Source organism: Flavobacteriales bacterium (assembly GCA_029248105.1).
GTDB lineage: Bacteria > Bacteroidota > Bacteroidia > Flavobacteriales > UBA7312 > UBA8444.
On record JAQWJZ010000032.1, the window covers coordinates 1 to 26,443 of the forward strand.

The window sequence follows — 26,443 nt, forward strand, 5'->3', positions numbered from 1 at the left end:
GAGTACGAGCTATCTCTTGGTTTGATTGGCCTTTCACCCCTACCCACAGGTCATCCGAAGACTTTTCAACGTCTGGCGGTTCGGTCCTCCACTCCGGGTTAACGGAGCTTCAACCTGCCCATGGGTAGATCACCAAGTTTCGCGTCTACCCCCACTAACTGTACGCCCTATTCAGACTTGCTTTCGCTTCGGCTGCGAGCCTCAAGACTCTTAACCTTGCTAGTGAGGAGTAACTCGTAGGATCATTATGCAAAAGGCACGCAGTCACCCCTAAGGGCTCCTACCGCTTGTAAGCGCACGGTTTCAGGTTCTATTTCACTCCCCTGTTCGGGGTACTTTTCACCTTTCCCTCACGGTACTTGTTCGCTATCGGTCTCTCAGTAGTATTTAGCCTTACCAGATGGTTCTGGCAGATTCAGACAGGATTTCACATGTCCCGCCCTACTCAGGATACCACTAAAAAATTATAATCTTACGTGTACGGGACTATCACCCTCTATGATGCAACTTTCCAGATGCTTCCACTTCAATTATAACTCTTACAACGTGGTCCTACAACCCCAACATTGCCGGAACAATGATGGTTTGGGCTGTTCCCCGTTCGCTCGCCGCTACTAAGGGAATCACTAATTGTTTTCTTTTCCTCCGGTTACTTAGATGTTTCAGTTCACCGGGTTGGCTTCCTTAAAAGGATAACAGTTCTTCAAACTGCTAGGTTGTCCCATTCGGAAATCTTCGGATCAAAGGTTATTTGCACCTCACCGAAGCTTATCGCAGCTTATCGCGTCCTTCATCGCCTCTGAGAGCCAAGGCATCCGCCATGCGCCCTTAATTACTTTTTGTGATCGTTATTAATTTACTTATAAACTTAATTGTTTTCTTTCTATTTACAATACATCAAAGAACATTTTTCCTAATTGGAAATGGTGGAGAATATCGGAGTCGAACCGATGACCTCCTGCGTGCAAGGCAGGCGCTCTAGCCAGCTGAGCTAATCCCCCCAGTGTAGTTACCACAAAGAATACCTTCTTAACGTAGGTATCCCAAAAATCGTCTGAAGTACTACGTTAGTAGTCTCGGGCAGACTCGAACTGCCGACCTCTACATTATCAGTGTAGCGCTCTAACCAGCTGAGCTACGAGACTTCAGTGGGAAAAATATGTTAATAAAGGGATAGACATTTAAACAAGTATTCAGCGTCGTTTAGGTTTATAACAAACCAACTCTAAAAAGGAGGTGTTCCAGCCACACCTTCCGGTACGGCTACCTTGTTACGACTTAGCCCCAGTTACTAGTTTTACCCTAGGCAGTTCCTTACGGTTACCGACTTCAGGCACCCCCAGCTTCCATGGCTTGACGGGCGGTGTGTACAAGGCCCGGGAACGTATTCACCAGATCATTGCTGATATCTGATTACTAGCGATTCCAGCTTCACGGAGTCGAGTTGCAGACTCCGATCCGAACTGAGATTGGGTTTGAGGATTAGCTCCTACTCGCGTAGTGGCTGCCCATTGTCCCAACCATTGTAGCACGTGTGTAGCCCAGGACGTAAGGGCCGTGATGATTTGACGTCATCCCCACCTTCCTCGCAGCTTGCGCTGGCAGTCTCATTAGAGTTCCCGGCATTACCCGCTGGCAACTAATGATAGGGGTTGCGCTCGTTATAGGACTTAACCTGACACCTCACGGCACGAGCTGACGACAACCATGCAGCACCTTGCAAAATGTCCGAAGAAGGACTGGTTTCCCAATCTGTCATTCTGCATTTAAGCCCTGGTAAGGTTCCTCGCGTATCATCGAATTAAACCACATGCTCCACCGCTTGTGCGGGCCCCCGTCAATTCCTTTGAGTTTCATTCTTGCGAACGTACTTCCCAGGTGGATCACTTAACACTTTCGCTTGGTCACTAACTGTGTATCGCTAGCAACGAGTGATCATCGTTTACGGCGTGGACTACCAGGGTATCTAATCCTGTTCGCTCCCCACGCTTTCGTCCCTCAGCGTCAGTAATGGCTTAGTGAGCTGCCTTCGCAATTGGTGTTCTATGTCATATCTATGCATTTCACCGCTACATGACATGTTCCGCCCACTTCAACCACACTCAAGAATAACAGTATCAATGGCAGTTCTACAGTTGAGCTGTAGGCTTTCACCACTTACTTATTATTCCGCCTGCGGACCCTTTAAACCTAATAAATCCGGATAACGCTTGGACCCTCCGTATTACCGCGGCTGCTGGCACGGAGTTAGCCGGTCCTTATTCATATAGTACCGTCAAGCCGATACACGTATCGGGGTTTCTTCCTATATAAAAGCAGTTTACAACCCGTAGGGCCGTCTTCCTGCACGCGGCATGGCTGCGTCAGAGTTTCCTCCATTGCGCAATATTCCTCACTGCTGCCTCCCGTAGGAGTCTGGTCCGTGTCTCAGTACCAGTGTGGGGGATCACCCTTTCAGGCCCCCTACCTATCGTTGCCTTGGTAAGCCGTTACCTTACCAACAAGCTAATAGGACGCATGCTCATCTATAACCACCGAAGTTTTAATTGTTTAATGATGCCAAAAAACAATATTATGAGGTATTAATCCAAATTTCTCTGGGCTATCCCTCAGTTATAGGCAGATTGCATACGCGTTACGCACCCGTGCGCCACTCGTCAGCGGATTGCAAGCAATCCCTGTTACCGTTCGACTTGCATGTGTTAGGCCTGCCGCTAGCGTTCATCCTGAGCCAGGATCAAACTCTTCGTTGTATAAAAGTTTGTATAAATTCCTGGTTCGTTATAAGCTAAAAAAAATTGACGTTGAATTTTCTTGTTTAAATTTCGTCTATCCCATTAAATCAAAGAACAATTTGTATTTCCGTTTACATTCAAACGGGCGGCAAATATACAATACTTTTAGTAACCGCAAACTGTTTTAAATATTTTTTTTCAAATATTTTAAATCTAATAACACCGTTTTATTTGGCGTTCTGCTTTTTCGTTCAAAAGCGGCTGCAAATATACTCGCTTATTCATTCCGCACAAACCTTTTGTCTTTTTTTTTAAATTAAATCTAAATTCATCATTCTAACCTAGTAAAAACCTATATTCAAGTAGAAAAAAAACAAATATTAAGGAGGATATCGAAGAAAAACAAGGTGAAACTGATATTAATTGCAGCTCAAAAAGTGTAAAAACAAGAAAGGTTATGGATTAGGGGGTTGATGAAGATACTGTTAATATCTTACCATTATATAGTTTTCCGTCCTGCGTAGCGAACCTAAAGATATAGTTTGCCATGTCTGCAGCACCTACATTAGCTTGATAACCGGGAAAAGCTTCTTGCAACATTTCTGTCTGAACAGCCCCTAAAGCCAAAGCATTGAATCTAAACGATGACTCTTTGAATTCCTCAGCCAAACATTCTGTTAGAATACTAACTGCTCCTTTACTACTACTATAAGCTGATAAGCCTGAGAATTTAACACTACCCTGAACACCACCTACACTACTTATGTTAAGAATATGTGCGTCTGTATTGAAGTATGGCAACAAATCTCTAGTCAACTTAATGACGGAAAAAACATTTACACTATATATATGATTAATGTCTTCATTACTAATTTGACTTAAAGGCTTGTTGACAAGTGCTCCAGCGTTATTTATTAGTATGTCAATACGACCAAAAGCTTTCACAACACCTATAATAGGAGTGAAATCATCTTCAGTTAAATCAAAAGGTAAAACTTGAGCTCCTAAACCTTCAAGTTCTTTTAGCTTATCTGTATTTCTAGAAATTGCTAATACATCACAACCATTGGCTAAGAAACATTTTACCATTTCAAAACCTATACCTCTACTTGCACCTGTAATAATTACTTTCATTGTAATAATGTTAAACTATCTTGTATTAAAGCTTTAGTGGTAGCGTCTGCAGAAGTATTTTGAAGAAAAGATTTGATTTCATCACTCAAAGCTTCATCAGTACTTATTTCTAAGATCTCTACTGCACATAGCCAGTCATCAGAATGGGATTGCAACTCTTGCCAAACAGTAGTTAGAGTATCCTTAGAAGCTTTCTCTTCTCTAACCTCTCTGACCTTACGGTATAATTTATGTAATTCTAGTCGCTTCTGGTTATATTGTATTTTATGTGTTAACTCTTTTGGCACAAATGGATTATCATTAGAAAAAACAGCCATATCAGCAGCACCAGAAAACACAGATACTATGGATTCTCCTAAGGCCATATCGTAAATTCCCCACTCGGGCTGAAACAATACCTCACCCTTATAGGTTACACTACAACCTTCAAATGACAAAATCATATTCAAGCCTTTTCTATTTTTTAGAAGATTAATGAGTTTTCCTTTGACTTCTACTCCACTCTCAAAATTTAGAGTGACTACTTTAGCTGCTTCGATTCCTAATTCTGTTAATTCATCAATACTTAATTGTTCTAATGGTGTTGACGTATTTTTCAAATTACCAACGGGAGAACTAAATCCGTGAGCGTGATAACTTTTATCGTGCCCTACTAACTCTTTATTTTGCCATGCTAATGCTGTTGGCGAAGAAGTTGATAGGTATATTATTTGATCGTTATCGCATATCACGTTATTGAATACTCCTGACACTTGCAACCCAGAACTATACTCTACCGTACATGTATTATTTGAAGCAATGGCTTTTTGTAAGCCTTCTAATCCTCCTCTACGTAGGGCCATAGTATTAGCGAATTCCTCTAAAACTTTTGTGAGATGTGTGTATGATGGAGTCACATAGAGTTGTGGCTGGGGTTCTGTAATATCAAATGCTTGTTGAGCCGCATCTATAGTATAAGGTATTTTTCTAACCTCGTCTTTCATGCAGCTTTCACTTTCACCTATGGATGATAATAAGCCTGCTCCATAAATTTTAGGATCAGACAAATCACCTATCAAACCATACTCAACAGTCCACCAGTGTAAGTTTCTAATCTGTGCCATTTCAGAAGGCTCACCCATATTACTCTGTATAGCATCTATGTCTTCTTCGGCTTGTACAATATCTTGTTCTTTGGTATTCGGATCTTCTTTTATTATGGATAGATGTCGAATAGCTTCGTATAATTCAAAATCTTTAGCGGAAGAAATCGCTTTACTTCCTATTTCACCAAACATTCTTAAGTATTCAGCATAAGTAGGATCGGCAATAATTGGGGCATGACCTGCAGCTTCGTGTAAAATGTCTGGTGCTGGTGTATATTCTATATGTTCTATCTGTCTAATATCGGCAGCTATAACTAGGACTTTGTAAGCCTGAAATTCCATAAACGAAGAAGGAGGTAAAAAACCATCTACACAAACACAACCCCAGCCTATCTTGCCTAAAATAGAGTTCATATCCTTAATATTAGGAATTGAATCGATAGTGATACCTGTTTTCTCTAAGCCTTTGAGGTATGAATCGTCAGTAACTTGGCTCAGATAAGCTAAATTTTTACGCATTACGTAACGCCAAACGGCATGATCCACTGGCGTATAATTATCATATTCTTGATTGACAACGAATTGTCTAAGATGGTCAGGGAGTTTTGCTACCTGAGGGTTTCCAAAGTCGTTAAATTCTGTTTTCATAAAAGGCTAATTAGTAAGCCAAATTTAGTAAAACAAATGAGAAAACGTGCTAAAATTATAAGTGTTTCGCAAGAGCATTATCAAATAACTCTTTATACTCAGCGACTTCTCCGAAAGAAGTATCGTCAATACGAATATCGCCTTTTGTAACGTGCCCTAATAAGGTAAAAGGAACGCTAGTATTTTTTAGAGCATCTAAGAAGGTATCTTCAGCAGTTTCAGCAACAGATACCACAACTCGTGAAGGTGATTCGCCAAATAAAAAGGCATCTTCTCTAATCTCTGCAATTGTGGTAATATCAAATCCTAAACCTTTAGGCATTGCACTTTCTAATAGTGTAATAAACAAACCGCCATCGGCAATATCGTGAGCTGATTCTATATGATTATTACGAATAAGTTTTTTGATTAAATCTTGTAGCTGATACTCTTTATCTAAGTCAAAAGGTGGGGTAGAACTGGCTTTAACAGCATGGTAAGAAGCTAAATATTCGGAACTACTGATATCGTTATGGGACTCTCCTAACATATAGATTAAGTCGCTTTTGCCTTTAAAATCCAAAGACATGACGTGTTCTTTGTTTTCTACAACTCCTAACATACCAATGGTTGGTGTTGGGAATACTGGCACTTCATTTCCGTCAATGGCTGTTTGATTGTAGAAACTCACATTCCCTCCTGTTACTGGCGTATCGAATTTCAAACATGCTTTTGACATTCCTTTGATAGCTCCTACAAATTGCCAATATACCTCTGGATTATATGGGTTTCCAAAATTCAAACAGTTGGTAATTGCAGATGGCACACCGCCTGAGCACACAATATTTCTAGCTGCTTCAGCTACCGCCATAGCGCAACCTTCCTCAGGGTCAGCATTTACCATTCTGGCATTACAGTCAACGGTCATTGCTAAAGCTTTGTTCGTTCCCTTGACATTCACTACCCCTGCATCTTTAGGCGAATTTGTACCCATATTTATAGTACCAACCATAGAGTCGTATTGCTCATATACCCATTTTTTAGAAGCTATGTTAGGATGTGTTGTCAGAAACTTAGCTACTTCTACCAAGTCTTTAGGTTGCTCTACTTGATCAATTGAGAATTTTTTAAATTCTTGATAATAGGCTGGCTCTGTATATTCTCTTTCATAAACGGGTGCGCCGCCGCCTAAAACCAAATCGTCAGCAGGTACATCAGCCACTAATTCTCCATGCATGTAATATTGGAGTTGTCCGCCTTCTGTTACTTCACCGATCTGCTCACAGCTCAAATCCCATTTGTCATATATCTCATGAACGATATGTTCTTTTCCTTTTTCTACAACTATAAGCATACGCTCTTGTGATTCGGAAAGCAAAATTTCCCAATCCTTCATATTTTCTTGTCGTGTAGGCACTTTGTCCAAGTGGATAATCATACCATGCTCTCCTGCCGCACTCATCTCTGAAGTGGAACAAGTAATCCCTGCTGCACCCATATCTTGCATACCTACAATAGCATCGGTTTGTCCAAGTTCTAAAGTAGCTTCAAGCAATAACTTTTCTTGGAAAGGGTCACCTACTTGAACGGCTGGTAAGTCATTAGCAGAATCTTCAGTGATATCCTTTGAAGCAAAAGCGGCACCATGAATACCGTCTTTACCTGTTCTTGAGCCTACTATATAAACGGGGTTGCCAACACCTGAAGAAGTAGCAGAAATTAACCCATCTGCTTTCATTATTCCTGCCGAAAATGCGTTAACTAATGGGTTAGTGTTATAACATTCATCAAAAAAGACTTCACCTCCAACTATTGGAATACCGAAAGCATTACCATAATCACCGATGCCTTTTACTACTCCTTTAACGAGCCATTTTGTTCGGTCTAATTCTATACTACCAAATCGTAAAGAATTTAATTGTGCTATGGGACGAGCACCCATAGTAAAGATGTCTCTATTGATACCTCCTACTCCTGTTGCCGCACCTTGATAAGGCTCTAATGCTGATGGGTGGTTATGACTTTCTATCTTAAAAGCACAAGCCAATCCGTCACCAATATCTACCAAACCCGCATTTTCTTCACCTGCTTTAACAAGCATATGAGGACCATCTTTGGGTAATTTTTTTAGCCAAGTAATGGAATTTTTATAGGAACAGTGTTCAGACCACATTACTGAAAAAATACTCATTTCAGTAAAGTTAGGTGTTCGTCCTAAAATGGATTTTATTTTATCAAACTCTTCAGGACGTAAGCCTAATTCTTCGGCTTGTTCTAAAGTGGCTAGAGTGGTAGTTGCTTGTGCAGACATTTTCTTGTTTTTACAATAAGCGCAAAAATAAGTATATCACTCATAAATACGACTAAAAATAATTGGCTTTTTAAAAAGTTTTCAAGAATCGATTACTAGCTTACGATATAGCCTTCTTTTTCATACCATGAAGTATAATTGTCTTTATACAATCGTTCTACTTCATTACGCTTTATCTTCATAGATGGCGTAAGCAGGTTATTCTCTATAGTCCACTCTTTATCTAAAACGACAACTTTTTTCAAACGTTCGTGAGATTCAAACTTAGGATTAACAATTTTAAGTGTCGTTTCCAAACTAGCATCGACATCTGTTCGAGGTCTTGACTTACCGTATTCCGACAATGTAATAAGTGCAATAGGCTGTGGTAAACCTGTACCTACCACACAGACTTGTTCAATATTTTTATTGGCAGACAACTTCATCTCAATAGGTGCTGGAGCAACATATTTTGCTTTAGAAGTTTTGAACAGATCTTTCACTCTTCCTGTGATTTTCAAATATCCATTAGCGTCAATATGACCTTCATCACCAGTGTGCAACCAACCGTCCTTGATTGTATCTTGGGTTTGCTTTTCTTCTTTGTAGTAGCCGTCCATCAAAGCAACGTGCTTGATGAGGATTTCATTTTCATCACTTAACTTCACATCACAATGCGGCAAGGCCTTACCCACAAAACCAAACTGAATACCATCATTTAAAGTCACGTGAGAGTAGCAACAGTTTTCCGTCATGGCATAGGCTTCTTGAATAGGAATCCCTAAACGCTCAAACCACTTTAAAGTAGAAACAGGTGTTGGCGCTGCACCCGTAAATATATTACGTGCTTCTTGTAAACCCAAACCCGTCTTAATTTTTTTCTTAATCAGTGATGATACCAAAGGAATAGACAGTAAAACGTTTAACTTTTTCTGTGGCAATTTTCCTAATATACCTTGCTGAAATTTAGTCCAAATACGAGGCACACCTAAAAATGCGGTTGGCTTAGTATCGGCCAAATTCTGAGCAAAAGTTTCCAAACTTTCTGCAAAAGACACCATACCACCAGAGTATAAACTTCCCATTTCTACTAACAAACGTTCAGCAATGTGGCACAATGGCAAGTAAGAGAAAAATCGCTCTTTTGTTGCTAATCCTAAAAGCGGCACAGCGTTGGAAGTAGCAAAAGAGAAATTATAAAATTTATGCATTACTCCTTTAGGCATACCTGTAGTACCAGAGGTATAAATAATAGTCGCTAAATCCATAGGATCACGCACTACATTTTCTGTCATAGGCGGCACATCTTTCACTAAATCGTTCCATACAGGATAACCGTCTTCGCTATAAAAAGGAAAGGCTATACATGGTAAATCTTTGGGAACACCCGGTCGCATATTTTCAAATTCGTCTAACTTACCAACGAATAATAATTTTGCTTCACTATGCTCCAAAATTTGCTTTATACTATCCGCCTTTAGATTGGGGTACAAAGGCACAGAAACGTGACCCGCCATCATAATGGCTAAATCGGAAATTATCCAATGAGCGCAATTTTTTGAAAGAGTAGCTATTTTACTATTAGCAGGAAAATCTAAAGATTTTAGATAAGCAGCCATCTTTCTTACTTCTGTAGCGGTTTCCGACCAAGTCCATTTATGCCACTCTCCGTTGATAGGTTGGCGCATATATAATTTATTGGGCGTTTCTTTTTCCCAATTGTAAAACATTTCTAAAGGTGACTTATAATCTTGCATAGGTGCTTGTATTTAGTATGCCCAAATATAAACTTTTTACAATATCCATTTTAGCACTAGTTTTACTTCAGTGGATTTATGACCTTCTACGCTACCACTTTTAACCTGTGTATTATCATAGAAAAGGGTTTGTCCAAGTTTAATATTTAGCGTCATCTTCTGAAGTTTATACTTGAAAACTGTAGAGATACGTTGTCCCTCTCCATAATGAAAAGGCACAGAAAAAGAATACATAACATCAGGCTCATAAGCATAGATGCGACTTGAAAAAGAAGGTGTATCAAAAAGCAAATACCTTAAAGAGATACCCCATCTTTTTTCTAAGGGTTTATAATTTACTTCTTGCACCATTAGATAATCTTTTTCATTATCTATGGCATTACAAGCAATTCTGTTTTTAAAATTGAAATCACTCAAAATGTATTTCCATTGTAAAAGATATTTAAGTTGCTGACGACCATCAACAGCTTTTAATCCATAATCATCGACCTCGTCTTTTGATTTGTTTTCGTACTAAAATCTAGCCAAGATTACCCATTTTTTTTCTGACTCGGTACTGCAATTGCAAAAAATAATCTTCTCCCCTTACAGGCATACTACTGTAATAACTTTCCTTTGGAAAGTGATAAAAATCAGAGTATAAAGATAAGCTCCAACGGCTATGTAAATTTAGCTTAATGGCGGTATAGAGTCCACTTTCGTTTCTAGTGTTGGATTGCTCAGCAAAGGTGTTAGACTCATAATCGTAATAGTTTTAATCGTAATTTCTATATAAAGCTGAAAAGGACAAATCAGGTGCTAATTGGGTGTTAATTGCAGACAAAAAAGCAATTGTTTTTTGCTGAACTACATATTCACCAAAGAAATGTGTATTTTTCAAAGTAAAGGAATAATCCCAACCCAAGCCCCATTGCATTGAAAGTGTATCTTCTCCTACTAAACGTTTTTTATCATACGACTGAAACAAACTGTAAACAGATGTTTTGAAATTTCGTTTTTCAAAAGCTAAACGACTGCCCATAAGATGATGTTTGAGTTGTCTTTTACTATCTAATTCCGACTCTGTTCGGTGCAATCCGATATCACTCACTGAGGAAACCATTTCTAAAGAATCCACCACATTAGCATCTTGTTTGTTTGAGGATAAAAAAAAGGAGTATTGCCAATTTTTAATACGATGCTGATAGGCAATACCTCTCAAAAAATGATTTTCTCTTGTCGATGTGTACGAACGAAGCACTTGAGCATTTTTAAAAGTTCCCAACACCTGTGCCGATTTGCCAAAAGAAAAACCTTGATAACATAAGAGTCCTTGACCTAATGATAGTTGATAATCACCAATAAAAAGCTGCTTGTTTTCACCCTTTACATTGAGATATAAAGAGTTAAAATCTAGCTATTGTTCGCCTGCATCTTTTTCAGTAGTTAAGCCCCAATTTATGGATTTGGATTGTGCCGAGTGTCTAAAGTAACTTTTATATGGGTTTCCTATATAATCGCCCCTAAGATACTCTTGCTCTTGCTCTAAATAACGATGCAAATAAATTCTCAGATGATGCTTCACTAGAGGGTCGCTTGCCATTTTAAAATCTAAAACCGTAACAAAAGGCAATAATAGTCTTATCGTTTTACTGTCCATAAGCTGAATTGCTTGAAGCTCATAAACCGAAGTGATTTTTACCTTTGCCTTTCGGTACTTGATTATGGATTGGGCTTTTGACCTATCTAAAAAAGGTAATTGATATAATTCATCTATGGAACAACTGTTTAAGTCTATAGGCTGTTCCAACAATTCATAAAAGCTAGTTAAAGACTCTTCATCTACAGATTCATTCTGCTCTAAATAGTCTTGAAATGCAGAGGGCAAATCTTGAGCCAAACTAAAATTGGCTAGTAAAATGAACGGTAATATCCTCCACATTACTGAACGCTATAAATTAGGGCCATTTGAGGAGAGAGCCCCAAATAATAATGGTATGAAATATGAGCATCTATAGCTAAAGACTTCCATAAAAAAGCCATTCCGAAAGCATTGCTGCTAGCTTGTGTTGATATGGAGGTGTATAAATATATGTTCTCTGTTGGGAAGTATTTCAAGTAGGTATGCAAAGAAAGTGGTAAAGACTCTTCCTTTTTAGCAGCAATAGCTAAACTCACTTTTTTTGAAAGGTGATATTCCAAACCCAAATGAAAGGCTGTAGATTCTAAACTATCTCTGAACGGATTACTGATAGCAGAAGCGGCATCCAACTGAGCGGTTATTTGATAGCGGAGTCCTACATCCACCATAAAAGCACTCTGCTTGTTATAGCCAATTTTTTCTTGCTTATAACGTCCTTTTATGCCCATAGAAAAAAGAGGTGACAAAGCACGAGCAAAAGATATGCCCCAATCATTAATAGCATAACTTTCGTTGCCACTATTGTTCCAATGCCCTTGAACAACACCATATGTATTGGGAATTGCAACTCTACATTGGGCATATGACAAATCCGAAAGTCCAAATCTATTTTCTACGGATATGCCAAATGTATTTTGAGATATACAGCTGATACCCGCCGTATTTTCCGACCATAACCCCTGAGAGGTTACTCCCCGACCTTCAATAAAAGTAGATTGTGAAAAAAGCGAATGTGCAAATAATAACAATAGGATAGTAAGAATGGCTTTCACGACTTTGGGCTTTAAAACCAAAAGTATAAAAAAAGGGCTCAAGAACTAAGTCCTGAACCCTTAATAAATTGTAATTCTTTTAACTACTGCACTCTGTAGTCAAACTTTTCGCTAGCCAAATCTTGGTTGGCTTTTACGATTTTTTGTTTCATATTCATTTTGAACTCTACCATTCTAGCGTGAAGCTCGTCATCTGAAGTGGATAAGATTTGACCGGCTAAAATACCCGCATTGTATGCTGCATCTAATCCTACTGTTGCTACAGGAATACCGGGAGGCATTTGTAAAATAGAGAGGATACTGTCCCATCCATCTATTGAAATAGAAGAACGGCAAGGAACACCAATCACTGGAACAGTGGCAAAGGCTGCTACCACACCAGGAAGGTGAGCTGCACCACCTGCACCTGCAATGATGACTTTAATACCACGTGCATGCGCATTGGTAGCAAATTCTTCTACCTTTTCTGGCACACGGTGTGCAGACAAGGCATTTATCTCAAAAGGAATTTGCATATTATTTAAAAAATCGGCTGCTTTACGCATAACAGGCATGTCTGATGTACTACCCATTATTATACTTACTACTGCTTTCATTATACTTTATTAGTGGTTATATATTCTGCTGCGAATTTAAAAAAAAGAGCAATAGCTACTAAAACTTTTTTAGACTATTTGTGTTAATAAAGAGTTAAAAAATCAATGTTCTAGTTAAGATCTAACTCCAAGGTGTATGTGTGCTGACAACCGTTGGCTAAATCAACAACATGAGTATAAATTCCACTACAAGAATAGATTTGATTATTTACGGGCCAAGTATAAGTTGCTGCTGATAGCGTTACGTTTTGAGTGCTGGCTTGATTTTGACCGATGGTTAGATTTAAAATATTGGTAGCTAAACACCCTTGAGGTGTTGTGGATTGAACAGAATAATTGCCTGAAAAAGCATATTCTTGTCCAGAGGCGTCCCAAATATATGAATTGCAAGCAGATACAACAGTGGGATCAAAACTTGGATTTGTAATACTTAAGTTAAGTGATTCCACATGTGGACATCCGCTAGCATTGGTGGAGGTATTTGTGTAGACTCCACTACAATAATAGGTTGTTCCGTGCCATTCAAAATTACCGCCCGTTTGAGTCTGATTTATCGTTTGAGCTGTGGATTGGTTTATGGTCAATTGTAAACTATGTGTAATATCACAGCCATTTTGACCCTGCACAACTTAGGAATAAGTTCCCGAAGTAGTATAAACTTGTCCAAACCAGGTATAGGAATCACAGGCACTTTGTTCAGAAGTTACTGTTTCTCCACCAATTACAGTTAAATACAATGTATGATTGGTAGTACAACCGTCTTGCCATACTGTATGCGTATAATTTCCAGATGTCGTATATGTTTGACCAAACCATGTATAAGAATTACAACTAGTAACTACGTCATTAACAGGGCTTACTCCACTAACAGTAATATAATTGGTTTTGGTTTCTGTATCGGTGCCAAACTGATTTGAAACTGTCAAGCTAACCGCATAGGTTCCAGCATTGGTATAAGTATGTGTAGGGTTCTGACTGTTAGAGGAGTTACCGTCTCCAAAATCCCAATTCCAAGATGTTGGAGAAAAAGCTGTTTCATCAGTAAAACTAACTTCTGAATTGGACAGGCATAAATCCGTTGAACTAGCAGAAAAATCGGCTATGGGTGGATATTCTAACTTTATGCTCCACAAGCCCCTACCATATGTAGCAGCATATAATAGGCCCGCTTGTTTTTTAATCTCTAAATCTGCAATAGGCACATTAGGTAAAGAATTGTTATTAAAATTGCTCCATGAGGGCGAACTAAGGCTTGACGTTTTATAAACCCCAATATCTGTAGCTACAAATGCGTAGAGATAAACCTCGAAAAAATAGAAGAGCTTTATTTACACATCATAGAGATGAATGAGGAAGTCAAACAGCTACAAGCAGAACTTAAAGAACTCACCGAATAGGGTCTTGGCTTTGCTCGGAGCAATATCCAGCTAATCTCCAAATTAAAAGAACTACCATTAAGAATAAGCTATACTCTGAAAATGTTGTAAATTCGCATCTTTGATTTATGGTGCAACTACACGACAAAATCTTTGAACCCTACATTTCAGAATCCGAAATCGGAGAAATAGTAAAGCGAATGGCTTCACAAATGGAAAGTTTGGAAAGTCAAAACCCCCTATTTATCGTTATTCTAAAAGGATCGTTCTTCTTTGCTGCAGACCTACTGAAGGCTCTTTCTTTTGATTCGGAATTAACTTTTATGCAAGTCAAATCCTATGAGGGTACTCAAAGCTCTGGTCAAATCAAAGATATTTTAGGTGTACCTATAAACTGCAAAGACAGAACTATTGTTATCATCGAAGATATTGTAGATACTGGAAATACTTTGGAATACCTCATCAATCGACTGAATCAAGAAAACCCCAAGAAAATATATACCGCTAGCTTATTACTAAAACCTAGCGTTTACTCTAAAAAAATACCTATTGACTTTGTAGGCAAAGAAATACCCAATGATTTTGTAGTGGGTTATGGATTGGATTACGATGAATTAGGGCGTACTTTAACACAAATTTATAAACTCAAAAACTCATAACATGTTAAACATTGTTTTGTTTGGACCTCCAGGTGCTGGAAAAGGTACCCAATCTCAACTATTGATAGACAAATATTCTCTTGTTCACCTTTCTACAGGAGATATATTAAGAGGGGAAATTGCTAAAGGTAGTGAGCTTGGCTTACAAGCCAAAAGTATAATGGATAGAGGTGATTTAGTTTCTGATGATATCGTTATTGGAATGATTAAATCTATCTTAGAAAACAACCCTAATGCAAAGGGTTTTATCTTCGATGGCTTCCCACGAACTACGGCTCAAGCCGAGTCATTGGACAGTATGCTCAGCGACTTAAACACTTCCATAACAGGAATGTTATCTCTAGATGTAAATGACGATGAGTTAACCAAAAGATTATTAGAAAGAGGCAAAAGCTCTGGCCGTGCCGATGATGCTAACGAAAGCATTATACGTAATCGTATTAATGAATACAACACAAAAACTGCACCCTTGAAGAGTTATTACAATGCTCAAAATAAATTACATACTGTTGAAGGTGTTGGAAGTATTGAAGACATCAACACTAAATTGTGCAATAGCATAGACCAACTCTAATGAAAGTTAAAAACTCCAACTTCGTTGATTATGTCAAAATCTTTTGTCGCTCAGGCAAAGGAGGAGCAGGCTCTACCCACTTTTTGAGAGATAGAAATACGGCAAAAGGTGGTCCTGACGGAGGTGATGGAGGACACGGAGGACACATCATCATTCAAGGTAATGAACAGATGTGGACGCTATTACACCTTAAATATCAAAAACACCTTTTTGCAGAACACGGTGGTAGTGGCGGTGGAAACAACCGAATAGGTAAAGATGGAGAAAGCAAAATCTTACAAGTACCATTAGGAACCGTTGCTAAAGATGCTGAAACGGGTGAAGTTCTTTTTGAAATAACTGAACATGCAGAAGAAAAAATCCTTCTTAAAGGTGGAAAAGGCGGAAAAGGAAACGTTCACTTCAAATCATCCACCAATCAGACACCACGCTATGCCCAGCCCGGCATTGATAGTTTAGAAGGTTGGTTTATACTTGAACTCAAAGTATTAGCAGATGTAGGATTAGTAGGCTTTCCAAATGCCGGAAAATCTACCTTGCTTTCTGTGGTGTCAGCAGCAAAGCCAGAGATTGCCAACTATCCTTTTACTACATTAGTACCCAACCTAGGTATTGTGTCATACAGAGATGACCGTTCATTTATTATGGCCGACATACCCGGAATTATTGAAGGTGCCGCTGAAGGCAAAGGATTAGGCTTACGCTTTTTAAGACATATAGAAAGAAACTCAACACTATTATTTCTAGTTCCTGCCGATAGTGATGACATTGTAAAAGAATATCAGATTTTATTGGGCGAACTACAAAAATACAACCCCGAACTCCTTGACAAGGATCGTATTTTAGCCATAAGTAAATCTGATATGCTTGATGAGGAGTTGATAATAGAAATAAAGAAAGAACTACCAAAAGATTTAGAATACTTATTTATTTCATCGGTTGCTCAACAAGGATTAGTAGAACTGAAAGATTTAATTTGGAAAAAATTGAATGACTAATGAATTGGTTAATTGAAATGGACAAAAGCTGGTTCTACCTGATTAACCTATCGGGAAAACCTTTTTTGGACGGCTTCATGCTATTCGTCACTCATAAGTTATCGTGGATACCACTCTACCTAGCACTCGTTATACTTATCGTAAGAGAGAAAGGCAAAGAAAGTATATGGATATTGGGGACAATTGGCCTTGTTATTGCCTGTTGTGATTTAGGAAGTGTGCACTTATTTAAAAATGTATTTCAACGCCTTAGACCTTGCCATGCACTGGAGCAAGTGCGACTAGTTACCGAAGGATGTGGAGGACAGTTTGGATTTATATCTTCACATGCCTCAAATGTGTTTGGTCTAGCCATAGTTATAGGGAAAATTATGAATAAAAAATGGCTGTTTATTGCTCTATTTTTATGGGCAACAATAGTATCCTTCTCTAGGGTTTACGTTGGCGTTCACTACCCTCTAGACATTTTGGGCGGAATGCTATGGGGAACTTTTGTAGCTTTGGTATTTGTTTCACTTTACAAGTATAAAAGAGTATGAAACAGTTTGATCTTATATGGTTTGTATGGTTAATTCTAGTCATTTTATGGAATTTTATATGGGCAGATGTCCCACCAATAGCCGACGTATTAGTTGCTGTTATACTATCAGTATTAGCCTATCAAATTAATTTAAAAATAAAGAAATGAAAAAGAACATTTTGTTTTTGTTTATCATGCTTTGGGGAATAACTCAAGCACAAGAAAAACCCAAGTTAGTTGTTGGTATAGTCGTCGATCAAATGCGCTACGATTATGTCTATCGTTTTTGGAATCAATTTGATGACAATGGATTTAAAAAGTTAGTTAATGAAGGGTTCTTTTTGAGAAATACCCATTACAACTATACCCCTACCTATACAGGTCCAGGTCATGCTAGTATATTTACTGGCACTACCCCATCGGTGCACGGAATTATAGGGAACAATTGGTACAACAAAGCCGATGGACTATCAGTTTATTGTGCTGGAGATGGAAATTCAACCACAGTTTGCGACTGCGAAAATCATGTAGATGTAGAGTCTACTGCTGGAAAAATGTCGCCCCACCGTATGCTAACCACTACCTTTTCTGATGAGCTGAAATTATTCAGCCCTCAATCAAAAGTGTTCGGTATTTCCATTAAAGACCGAGGAGCAATACTTCCTGCTGGACATACTGCCAATGGTGCCTTTTGGATGGGCAAAAGTGGAGAATGGATTTCAAGCTCGTACTATTACGAACAATTACCAGAATGGCTAGTCGAATTCCAACAAGACAAACCCGCTACTAGCTATTTTAAAGGAGCGTGGAAAGGAAGAGGCTTTGGGTATCCGATGGATAGTCTACTTGCAAGTAGAGGCCCTTCTTCTGTAAAAAGTACACCACAAGGCAATACCTACCTCAAAGATTTAGCCATTGAATTAATGAAATCTGAAAAGCTAGGGAAAGATAAAATTACTGATGTGCTAACACTTAGCTTTTCTTCTACAGACTACATCGGACATCAGTTTGGACCACATGCCGAAGAATTGGTGGACACCTATATCAAACTAGACAAAGATATTGCTGAGGTATTGAAATATATTGACTCCACTGTAGGCTCAGAAAATGCTATCATCTTTCTTACTGCCGATCATGGTGTTGTAAGTGTACCTAACGAATTGAAAGCTCGAAAAATACCCGCTGGCTATTTTGATGCAAGCCAGCTAACAGCAGAACTCAACTCACACCTTTCTAAATACTATGGAGAAGACAATTGGGTGCTTAAATATTCTAATCAACAATTCTTCTTAAATAGAAAGCTGATAGAAGAAAGTAAAATAAAACATCAAGACATCCAGCAATTGGCGGCTGACTACCTTATCAATGTGGATGGTGTTCTAAATACGTTTACAGCTCATCAGCTGCATCACAATGAATATCAAAATAACTTCCATTCTCTTATTCAGAAAGGCTTCAACCAAAAGCGTTCTGGAGATGTAGTTATCGCCTTGAACTCAGGGTGGATTGAATGGAACTCACCTACAGGAACAACTCATGGCTCCTGCTATAGCTATGATACTCACGTTCCTTTATTATTTTGGGGCAAAGGTATTGAGCAAGGTGTCTCTGACGAATACATTTCTATTTGCGACATTGCACCAACAGTAAGCACATTACTTGGTATATCATTTCCTAACGGATGTACAGGTCAACCAATCAGAAGTATCACCGAATGAAAGTAGTCCAAAGCCAGACATACGACATACTGATAGGTGAAGATAGTCTTCAGAATATCAATCTTTCAAAGTATTCGGCAGCAGCTATTCTTGTAGATGAAAATACAAAAATGCATTGTCTGGATATCTTTTTATCCAAAACTCAAGTAGACTCACCACTGATTATTGAAATTCTTTCTGGAGAAACAAATAAAAATATATCTACTTGTCAATTCATCTGGGAAAAACTAACCTCCGCCCAATTCGATAGAAACTCAATAATCATCAATCTAGGAGGTGTGTTATTGGTGATATGGGCGGATTTGCTGCATCCTGCTACAAAAGAGGAATTGACTATATCCAAGTTCCCACAACACTATTGGCAATGGTAGACGCTTCAGTAGGTGGTAAATTAGGAGTCGATTTTATGGGTTTAAAAAATCAAATCGGATTATTCAAAGAGCCAAAAGGGGTTTATATTTTTCCTGAATTCTTAAACAGTCTAGAGGAAAGACAATTACTATCTGGCTATGCCGAAGTGATAAAACACGCCCTAATTAGTGATCTCGATAGCTGGAATTTTTTATCAAATACTACGCTAGACCAACTGAATTGGGAAAGCGTAATTGGTGATAGTGTTACACTCAAAAATAAAATAGTTAGTGCCGACCCTCAGGAAAAAGGTTTGCGTAAAACCCTCAACTTTGGCCATAGTCTTGGACACGCCATTGAAAGTTATTATTTATCGAAAGACATAGACATATTACATGGTGAAGCTATTGCAATAGGTATGCATTTAGAATGCTTGATTTCTACGATTAGCTCAAATGAAAAAAAGTCCATAACCCACTTTTTAAATCAGACCTTTAGAACAATAGATTTACCTCATTTTGATGAACTTCTACCCTATTTAGAAAATGATAAAAAAAATGAAGAGGGTAAACTACTATTTTCACTACTTAATCGAATAGGAGAATGTCAGTACAATTGTGAAGTGAGTATAGAAACTTTGAGAGATATATTTTAATATTATATTTGAGCTAACAAAATTAATTGATGCAATCAGCAAAAGAGTATTTATTACAAGAGGGTTTAGATCAATATATAGATTTAGACCAAAACTCTGACTTCAAAGAAGGTGTTTTTGATGCCGTTAGTGGCAACCTTAAAACACCCTTCCCACCTGTTTTAGAAGATTTAGCTAGATTACACCGCTTAATAAGAGAACGTAAATCATTTACCGTTTTAGAGTTTGGTCTAGGTCTTTCTACCATAGTTATGGCTGACGCATTGAGCAAGAACAAAGCCGAATATATGGCATTGGAAAATCCGCCAGAAATTAGAAATCGTTTTATGTTCGAACTCTATGCCGTAGATTCAGATAAAAAATGGATAGAACATACCCAAAGTGATTTTCCTCAACACCTTAAAGAGTTTGTACACTTTCATTTTTCGGAAGTGCATATCGGGACATTCAACGACAGACTATGTCATTATTACGATTCTATTCCTAATATAATTCCAGACTTTATATACTTAGATGGCCCAAATCCAAAAGATGTTCAAGGAGAAGTCCATGGTCTAAACTTTCAAATTGATGAACGTACAGTCATGTCTGCTGATTTATTACGAATGGAACCTACCTTTTTGCCCGGCACTTTTATTCTTGTCGATGGCAGAACGAATAATGTTCGTTTTCTTGCTAACAACTTCCAAAGAGATTATAAAATGACTTGGGATAAAAAAGGAGATGTAAGCACATTTGAATTAACGGAAGAACGTCTAGGCAAATACAATGTCTTAGGCTCTGATTTTTACTAAACATATGGACTATCGCATTTCTCATGCAAGTAAAAAAATAGATGCTGAAATTAACCTTCCATTCTCTAAAAGCATAAGCAACAGAGCGTTAATCATAAAAGCCTTATGCCATAGTAGTTTTGAAATAAATCAACTTTCAAAGTCTAGCGATACTCTTTCTTTACAAAATGCCTTGCAGAATACATCAGGCACAATAGATATTGGCGATGCCGGTACAAGTATGCGTTTTTTAACGGCCTATGCAGCGACAAAAAAAGGCACGACTATTTTGACAGGTAGTGATAGAATACAATTAAGACCAATAAAAGAATTAGTGAGCGCTCTACAAACCTTAGGGGCAGAAATTGAATATCTAGGAAATGAAGGCTATCCTCCACTAAAAATTAAAGGAAATAAACTAATTGGAGGTGAAGTAAGTCTATCTGCAAACATAAGTAGTCAATATATTTCGGCCCTGTTATTGATTGCTCCCACACTAGAGAAAGGACTAATCATTACTATTGAAAATGAAATACTATCTAGACCATATATCCAAATGACTCTAGATATGATGAAATATTTTGGGGTACACTCGAGCTGGAAAAACGGTAAAATAATAATAAAACCACAACACTATACTCCAAAGAATTTGACAGTTGAAGCTGACTGGAGTGCTTTAGCTTTCATATTAGAGGTTATTGCATTATCGGATAGTGCTAAAGTTATTGTTAACGGTCTTTCAAAAGATAGTTGGCAAGGCGACATCTATGTACTTGAACTGTTTAAAAAACTTGGGCTAAGTTTTGAATTTAAACAGAAAAAACTACATATCGTCAAAGAAGAAACCATAACAGAAAATAATTTTGACACAAACCTATTAGATACACCAGACCTAGCTCAGGCTTATTGCTGTACACTCTCAGGACTATCAAAATCAGCAGAAATAACAGGCTTAAACAATTTAAAACTCAAAGAAAGTCATCGATTAAAAGCCTTGCAGTCAGAGCTTAAAAAGATAGGACAACGCTCCGAATACAATGAAAATAGCATAAAGCTCTATGCTTCAGAGCTACATCCTCCTACTTCCATTTTTGAAAGTCATAAGGACCATAGAATGGCCATGTGTCTTGCTCCTCTTGCTATGCTTTTCGACATAACAATTAAAGATATAGAAGTAGTGAATAAATCTTACCCACAATTTTGGGAAGATATGCAAAGCTTAGGATTTATAATATCACCTCTAGCTCACTCAAACAATTGATTTCGTGAGTAATACCTGAACTGGAGTGCTTTTCTTTGAATGGATTGAAATACACTTGTGCCATTCCAATATCTTTAGCTCCAAGAATATCAGCATGTAAATCATCACCAATCATTAAACTGTCTGATGGCTTAGCAAATGCTTTTAAAAGAGAAAATTTGAAGATCTCAGTACTAGGCTTTTTAAAACCGACTTGTTCAGAAGTAATAATCTGCTCGAAATAATCTATGAGATTACAATTCTCTAATTTTTTATACTGCACTTCCTCAAAACCATTGGTTATAATATGCAAATAATATCGGTCTTTAAGATAATTTAAGGTAGAATGAACAAATGGAAATAGATTCGTTTTCTTTGGACAATACTCTACATAATCATGGCCTAGATCAGCGGCTAACTTTTTATCATTTAAACCAAATTCTGCTAATGTAATTCTGAAGCGTTCGTCTCTAAGTTTATCTTTTTCGATCTTATTTTCACGATACAAATCCCAAAGCTTTTCATTATGAAACTTATACCGTTCAATAAAATGATTACTATCTGTAATTCCTTTAGTAATTAAATCATAGTTCTGGTACAATTCGGTCAATACTTCATGAGAGTTTCTTTCAAAATCCCAAAGCGTTCTATCAAGGTCAAAGAAAATATGAGTATACATGTTAAATCCAAATGAGTGTCAATAAAAAAGACCATCCCAATACAGAGGCGAATAATATTGGTAATGTTTTTTTCTTATTAGGAAAAAAGTGAAGGGCAATAAAAGTGCCAATAGGAATAGATAAAAATACAGGCGTTAAGAATGCAATGCCAAAAAGCCCATATTTTCGAGCCGTTTTAAGAGCAATGGTTCTCCTTAAACCTTTATTTTTTACGTTATAATTAAATGGGTAAATTCTGTAATATAATTTCAAAACTGCTTTTCTAAACTTTGCAAAGACAATAATACCAACAATACCACCTAAGCAACTTAATAGAAATGTCTCCCAAAAAGTAAAGTCGTATTGAGCAGCTAAAGGAATAGCAAGAAAAAACTTGACACAACCAAGTAATAAGACAGAAACAGCTTGAATAATTTGCATTTAACTAATATATATTAGATTGGTACATAGACAAAATGATAAAATATAATTACTTACACGTTCAACTTGAAAATAACATATTCCTTTTAACGCAAACTTCGACATTTTATTACATAACTTTCATGATCTTTGTCATAAAATCTAGCGTAATTTTGAATGATAAAAATCTTAAGAAATAGAAATATTGAGTTAAATTAGTGGAAATATTTTTTAAATGAAAAAACTCATAATTTCATCACTCTTAATAATCTCTGCAATAACGACAAATGGACAGGCCAACAATGAGCATTTGAATCTTAATAAAAAGCAAATTGCCGTAGATGGATACGATTTGGTTTCTTATTTTCTAAATAATGATACCGAGACAGGCAAAAAAGAATTTAAATACACTTACAAAGAAGCTAATTATTATTTCTCCTCTGAAAATCATTTAAAAATTTTTAAAATAAGCCCTACAAAGTATCTTCCTAAATTCGGAGGTTGGTGCGCTTACACCATGGCGAAAAGTGGCGAAAAAGAACGAGTAGATCCAAAAAGCTTTTTAATAATTGATGATAGGCTATATTTATTTTACGAATATTTCTTCAATGACAAGAAAGAGAAATGGCTTGAGAGCGAAAAGGATTTAAGGCAACAGGCCGAACAGAATTGGAGAAAAATAAATCAGTGATTTAAGCTCTTCACACCTGCATAATTCAATATTCTATCCCATACACTCTGATAAATGGTAAAATAGCTAGTTGGCACAGCTCCAAACCCTTGGTTACGTTGGGCTACTCCTTTTAAATTAGAACCTTCAAAATCAAAAACATAACCTCTAAACTTTTCGAGTGAGAATATGTAATCCAATAGGAAAAAGTAGGCTAACTTGTTTTTACCTTCTTCATCAGAATATGAACTCAACAGAAACAATCTTTTATTGTCATTTATTAAAAAGATTGAACAACAATTTCCCTCATCTCCCCTAACTGAAAAAATTTCTCCTTTACCAAGTGCTACCGATTCTTTGATGATTTTTAACTCTAAATTAAACTGATTAGTTGTCATGAAATCAGACGCTAAATGAAGTTTTTTAACATGAAACATTTCAACTGTGTCAGGTTCAGTAGCTATTGATAATCCATACTTATTGGCACGTCTCAAATTTTTTAGATGACTTTTTGAATAGTTAATTCTCAATTCATCAATAGTTTTTTCTAGTGATAAAAGGTAATTAACATTTTTTTTCTTAACAAAACATGAAGTAGAATTATGAGCATTAAGGTTGATATTAAAGCGCAAAAAATCTTTAGGAATAGCTAATATAAAATCGTCAACAGAATACTCTTCTTGTGTATAAAAAACCCCTAATTGCTGACACAAAAACGGTTGATAGATGTACTTTATCCCCCACTTTTTTCTTCTAGGCAAAGGCATGACCACCTCATAGTCATTAAGAACGAGGGCATCCCATTGTTCACAAACAATATCCAAGTACCAAGATTTAGCATAAAAAGTGCCATTGATAGACTCTTTAATACATTTGTCCCATTTTTTATAGTCGAGATTATTATATGTTATATAATGAATCACTTTTTAATGTATTGCAGCATTTGCTCATAGAGGTGAATCCAGCCCTTCCACTCTTTATAATCACTCCAGGTTTCATTGTGCCATAAAGAAATGAAATGACCATCTACACTTTTGACTTCGTCAACGATTAATTGAATGTCTTTCAAAGCTTCATCTGGACTTGACTTCAAATAATATTTAAATGTGGCATCCATAACAGCAAAAGGATGAACCTTCAGTTTAGTAGCAGACTCTATCTCTAAATCATAAAAATGAAAGGGAGTGCAAATACTAGCTCTAAAACCTAAATGAGCGGCATAACCCATAGTGTAATCGTCAGTAATGGATAATTCCAATAGGTTTCTATATGTTTTAGGGATTTCCAATTTTAAAAAATGTTGTCTTGATAACTTCACCTCTTTTTTAAGAACATTCTCTAAACGCTTTTTTTCCATTGAAAGTGTATCAAAACTTTTATTGGAGGCAAAAGAAGGGTGAATTCCTATCTTGGCATGATCACTCAAGTGTTTGATCAACAATTGAAACTTTCTACTATGAACAGAACAATTTTTATCATTAAGTCCATAATCGGCAAGTAAGACGAAATAGACTACATCCACACCATACTTTTCATTTAATGCTAGCTGGTATTCAAAGGTATCATATGGGTCTGGCAAATGACCTAACAAAACATCTTTACGTTCATTTATTGAAACTTTATCCATTTGTATAGCCGAACGAATAAATGAAGCTGCAGTTCTGACAAAACCTTTTTCTAAAAAATAATATGCGTTATCAATATCAATAGTGGACTGATATGTAAATTTATTTTCTGGAAATTCTAATGTTGGAAAGTAGGATAATAGGCATTTTTTAAATTCTTTAAGCCATAAATTGATGAGAGGACGATGCAAAAAACCATTTTTGAACGCTAAACTTTCTTTGGCCGTAAAACGCTCATAATGGTCTTTAATGTGAGGTAAATACTCTTCGTAACGTGATACTAAATAAAAAGATGCCGAGAATATATCAAAAGGTAAAATAGAATCCTTCACATGGAAAAAGGTTGGCAATTCATTCCATTTTTCAAAAATAATCTCTTGATCTGAAATTCCTTTTTCAGACAATAAGCCATAGGATTTTAGAAAACACTCATTAGCCAAACGCTTATTTGAATAGTTAAGCTTTATATCCGAATAGCTAAGAAAATAATCGATATCATCGGTTATTTCGTACTTGCTATTCCAAACCGTTCCGAAAATAAGCTGAAAGCTGTATTGAATTCTACTTGTTATCTTAGGTGTATAAATTAGCATCTAGAGCTCGTGTTCATCTGCAAAGCTAAAGTAAGCGTTTTGCCCCACAATTATGTGATCCAGTACACTAATTTCCAATAATTCTGCCGATTTCATAATTCGTTGTGTTAATTTTTTATCACTATCACTAGGTTTCAAATTCCCTGAGGGGTGGTTGTGAAACAATATCATACCACTCGCTTTCCACTCTAGTGCTATGCTGAAAATTAATTTAGGATCAACCGTTGTTGAACTCAGTCCACCTTTGCTAATCTGAGCAAAATGAATAACACTATTAGATCGATTTAGTAAGACTATCCAAAATTGTTCGTGATTTAAACCTTGCAAATGATAAATCATAAAATCATAAGCATCTTGACTTGATTTAATCTTTGGTTTTTCAGCCTGAACCTCCAAATTTTTCCTTTTAGCTAATTCAGAAGCTGCCATTATGGTAATGGCTTTAGCCTGTCCGATGCCTTTAAATTTGGTTAATTCATTCACTGTCATTAGAGATAAAACAGAAAGCTTTCCTTCGCATTGTGACAAGATGTGCTTGGATAGATCTACAGCTGATTGTGTGTTATTGCCTGAGCCAATAAGTATGGCTATTAGCTCGGCATTACTTAACACCTTAGCTCCTTTTGAAATTAGTTTTTCTCTAGGTCTATCATCCTCAGACCACGACTTTATAGTCAGTTTTTTATGGCTCATAAAAACAAAAATAAAAAAAAAA

Annotated in this window: 25 protein-coding genes, 2 tRNA genes, 2 rRNA genes and 1 pseudogene; 10 read left to right on the forward strand and 20 right to left on the reverse strand. The window is 37.0% G+C overall.

From position 1 onward, the window contains the following. The 15 genes from P8I29_06085 to P8I29_06155 form a co-directional block, all read right to left on the reverse strand. Positions 1–842 (reverse strand): 23S ribosomal RNA (locus P8I29_06085); the annotation flags it as partial. A gap of 82 nt (positions 843–924) precedes the next feature. Beyond that, positions 925–1,001: transfer RNA gene (locus P8I29_06090), tRNA-Ala, on the reverse strand. 70 nt (positions 1,002–1,071) lie between these two features. Beyond that, positions 1,072–1,145: transfer RNA gene (locus P8I29_06095), tRNA-Ile, on the reverse strand. Positions 1,146–1,229: 84 nt separating this feature from the next. Then, positions 1,230–2,753: ribosomal RNA gene (locus P8I29_06100) — 16S ribosomal RNA — on the reverse strand. 444 nt (positions 2,754–3,197) lie between these two features. Further along, positions 3,198–3,869: an SDR family oxidoreductase gene (locus tag P8I29_06105; protein MDG1917370.1), complete on the reverse strand. Its 672-nt coding sequence runs from the start codon at positions 3,867–3,869 to the stop codon at positions 3,198–3,200. Beyond that, the gene (locus tag P8I29_06110) at positions 3,866–5,602 is read right to left on the reverse strand and encodes an aromatic amino acid hydroxylase (protein MDG1917371.1); all 1,737 of its coding nucleotides are present in this window, start codon (positions 5,600–5,602) and stop codon (positions 3,866–3,868) included. The genes P8I29_06105 and P8I29_06110 overlap by 4 nt, the downstream gene beginning before the upstream one ends. Before the next feature lie 55 nt (positions 5,603–5,657). Continuing rightward, entirely contained in the window at positions 5,658–7,892 is a 2,235-nt protein-coding gene (purL, locus tag P8I29_06115) for a phosphoribosylformylglycinamidine synthase subunit PurL (protein ID MDG1917372.1), read from the reverse strand. A 95-nt stretch (positions 7,893–7,987) separates the two neighbouring features. Further along, positions 7,988–9,628, reverse strand: a complete 1,641-nt coding sequence (locus P8I29_06120) for an AMP-binding protein (GenBank protein ID MDG1917373.1) — start codon at positions 9,626–9,628, stop codon at positions 7,988–7,990. A gap of 36 nt (positions 9,629–9,664) precedes the next feature. After that, a complete protein-coding gene (locus P8I29_06125; GenBank protein ID MDG1917374.1) occupies positions 9,665–10,045 on the reverse strand; it encodes a hypothetical protein in 381 nt (126 codons plus the stop codon). A gap of 337 nt (positions 10,046–10,382) precedes the next feature. After that, positions 10,383–10,895: a hypothetical protein gene (locus P8I29_06130; protein MDG1917375.1), complete on the reverse strand. Its 513-nt coding sequence runs from the start codon at positions 10,893–10,895 to the stop codon at positions 10,383–10,385. Between the two features lie 129 nt (positions 10,896–11,024). Beyond that, positions 11,025–11,549: a helix-hairpin-helix domain-containing protein gene (locus P8I29_06135; protein ID MDG1917376.1), complete on the reverse strand. Its 525-nt coding sequence runs from the start codon at positions 11,547–11,549 to the stop codon at positions 11,025–11,027. Then, a complete protein-coding gene (locus P8I29_06140; protein ID MDG1917377.1) occupies positions 11,549–12,301 on the reverse strand; it encodes a hypothetical protein in 753 nt (250 codons plus the stop codon). The genes P8I29_06135 and P8I29_06140 overlap by 1 nt, the downstream gene beginning before the upstream one ends. Positions 12,302–12,384: 83 nt before the next feature. After that, a complete protein-coding gene (purE, locus tag P8I29_06145; protein ID MDG1917378.1) occupies positions 12,385–12,897 on the reverse strand; it encodes a 5-(carboxyamino)imidazole ribonucleotide mutase in 513 nt (170 codons plus the stop codon). Positions 12,898–13,007: 110 nt separating this feature from the next. Further along, positions 13,008–13,481 carry a hypothetical protein gene (locus tag P8I29_06150; GenBank protein ID MDG1917379.1) on the reverse strand — a complete coding sequence of 158 codons (474 nt, stop codon included), beginning with the start codon at positions 13,479–13,481 and terminating at the stop codon, positions 13,008–13,010. A gap of 45 nt (positions 13,482–13,526) precedes the next feature. Continuing rightward, positions 13,527–14,099 (reverse strand): PKD domain-containing protein, encoded by a 573-nt coding sequence (locus P8I29_06155; GenBank protein MDG1917380.1) that lies wholly within the window; start codon positions 14,097–14,099, stop codon positions 13,527–13,529. 302 nt (positions 14,100–14,401) lie between these two features. On the opposite strand from P8I29_06155, the pseudogene P8I29_06160 reads away from it, so the two are divergent. The 9 genes and pseudogenes from P8I29_06160 to P8I29_06200 all read left to right on the forward strand — a co-directional run bounded on the left by P8I29_06160 (position 14,402) and on the right by P8I29_06200 (position 21,782). Then, a pseudogene (locus P8I29_06160) lies at positions 14,402–15,506 on the forward strand (adenylate kinase). Beyond that, a complete protein-coding gene (gene obgE, locus P8I29_06165) occupies positions 15,506–16,504 on the forward strand; it encodes a GTPase ObgE (protein MDG1917381.1) in 999 nt (332 codons plus the stop codon). Before P8I29_06160 ends, obgE begins: the two are co-directional and overlap by 1 nt. Then, positions 16,504–17,043 (forward strand): phosphatase PAP2 family protein, encoded by a 540-nt coding sequence (locus P8I29_06170; protein ID MDG1917382.1) that lies wholly within the window; start codon positions 16,504–16,506, stop codon positions 17,041–17,043. Before obgE ends, P8I29_06170 begins: the two co-directional genes overlap by 1 nt. Next, positions 17,040–17,192 (forward strand): hypothetical protein, encoded by a 153-nt coding sequence (locus tag P8I29_06175; protein MDG1917383.1) that lies wholly within the window; start codon positions 17,040–17,042, stop codon positions 17,190–17,192. The genes P8I29_06170 and P8I29_06175 overlap by 4 nt, the downstream gene beginning before the upstream one ends. Beyond that, entirely contained in the window at positions 17,189–18,742 is a 1,554-nt protein-coding gene (locus P8I29_06180; protein ID MDG1917384.1) for an alkaline phosphatase family protein, read from the forward strand. The genes P8I29_06175 and P8I29_06180 overlap by 4 nt, the downstream gene beginning before the upstream one ends. Beyond that, positions 18,739–19,113 (forward strand): hypothetical protein, encoded by a 375-nt coding sequence (locus P8I29_06185; protein ID MDG1917385.1) that lies wholly within the window; start codon positions 18,739–18,741, stop codon positions 19,111–19,113. Before P8I29_06180 ends, P8I29_06185 begins: the two co-directional genes overlap by 4 nt. Then, positions 19,035–19,748, forward strand: a complete 714-nt coding sequence (locus P8I29_06190; GenBank protein ID MDG1917386.1) for a 3-dehydroquinate synthase — start codon at positions 19,035–19,037, stop codon at positions 19,746–19,748. Before P8I29_06185 ends, P8I29_06190 begins: the two co-directional genes overlap by 79 nt. 29 nt (positions 19,749–19,777) lie before the next feature. Beyond that, positions 19,778–20,542 (forward strand): hypothetical protein, encoded by a 765-nt coding sequence (locus P8I29_06195; protein ID MDG1917387.1) that lies wholly within the window; start codon positions 19,778–19,780, stop codon positions 20,540–20,542. 4 nt (positions 20,543–20,546) lie between these two features. Continuing rightward, entirely contained in the window at positions 20,547–21,782 is a 1,236-nt protein-coding gene (locus P8I29_06200) for a 3-phosphoshikimate 1-carboxyvinyltransferase (protein ID MDG1917388.1), read from the forward strand. Here P8I29_06200 and P8I29_06205 read toward each other — a convergent pair. Next, positions 21,748–22,440: a YjjG family noncanonical pyrimidine nucleotidase gene (locus P8I29_06205; protein MDG1917389.1), complete on the reverse strand. Its 693-nt coding sequence runs from the start codon at positions 22,438–22,440 to the stop codon at positions 21,748–21,750. The two genes, P8I29_06200 and P8I29_06205, sit on opposite strands and share 35 nt — an antisense overlap. A 1-nt stretch (position 22,441) precedes the next feature. Further along, complete coding sequence (locus P8I29_06210) at positions 22,442–22,861, reverse strand: small multi-drug export protein (protein MDG1917390.1); 420 nt, start codon at positions 22,859–22,861, stop codon at positions 22,442–22,444. Between the two features lie 214 nt (positions 22,862–23,075). On the opposite strand from P8I29_06210, the gene P8I29_06215 reads away from it, so the two are divergent. After that, positions 23,076–23,531, forward strand: coding sequence for a YHS domain-containing (seleno)protein (locus P8I29_06215; GenBank protein ID MDG1917391.1), 456 nt, complete (start codon positions 23,076–23,078; stop codon positions 23,529–23,531). Here the strand turns inward: P8I29_06215 and P8I29_06220 are convergent. Genes P8I29_06220 through radC form a run of 3 tightly spaced genes read right to left on the reverse strand, consistent with a single transcriptional unit; the run spans position 23,525 to position 26,421 of the window. Continuing rightward, positions 23,525–24,433 (reverse strand): hypothetical protein, encoded by a 909-nt coding sequence (locus tag P8I29_06220; GenBank protein ID MDG1917392.1) that lies wholly within the window; start codon positions 24,431–24,433, stop codon positions 23,525–23,527. The two genes, P8I29_06215 and P8I29_06220, sit on opposite strands and share 7 nt — an antisense overlap. After that, entirely contained in the window at positions 24,430–25,728 is a 1,299-nt protein-coding gene (locus P8I29_06225) for a polysaccharide deacetylase family protein (GenBank protein MDG1917393.1), read from the reverse strand. Before P8I29_06225 ends, P8I29_06220 begins: the two co-directional genes overlap by 4 nt. Next, the gene (radC, locus tag P8I29_06230) at positions 25,729–26,421 is read right to left on the reverse strand and encodes a DNA repair protein RadC (protein MDG1917394.1); all 693 of its coding nucleotides are present in this window, start codon (positions 26,419–26,421) and stop codon (positions 25,729–25,731) included. Between the last annotated feature and the right edge of the window lie 22 nt (positions 26,422–26,443).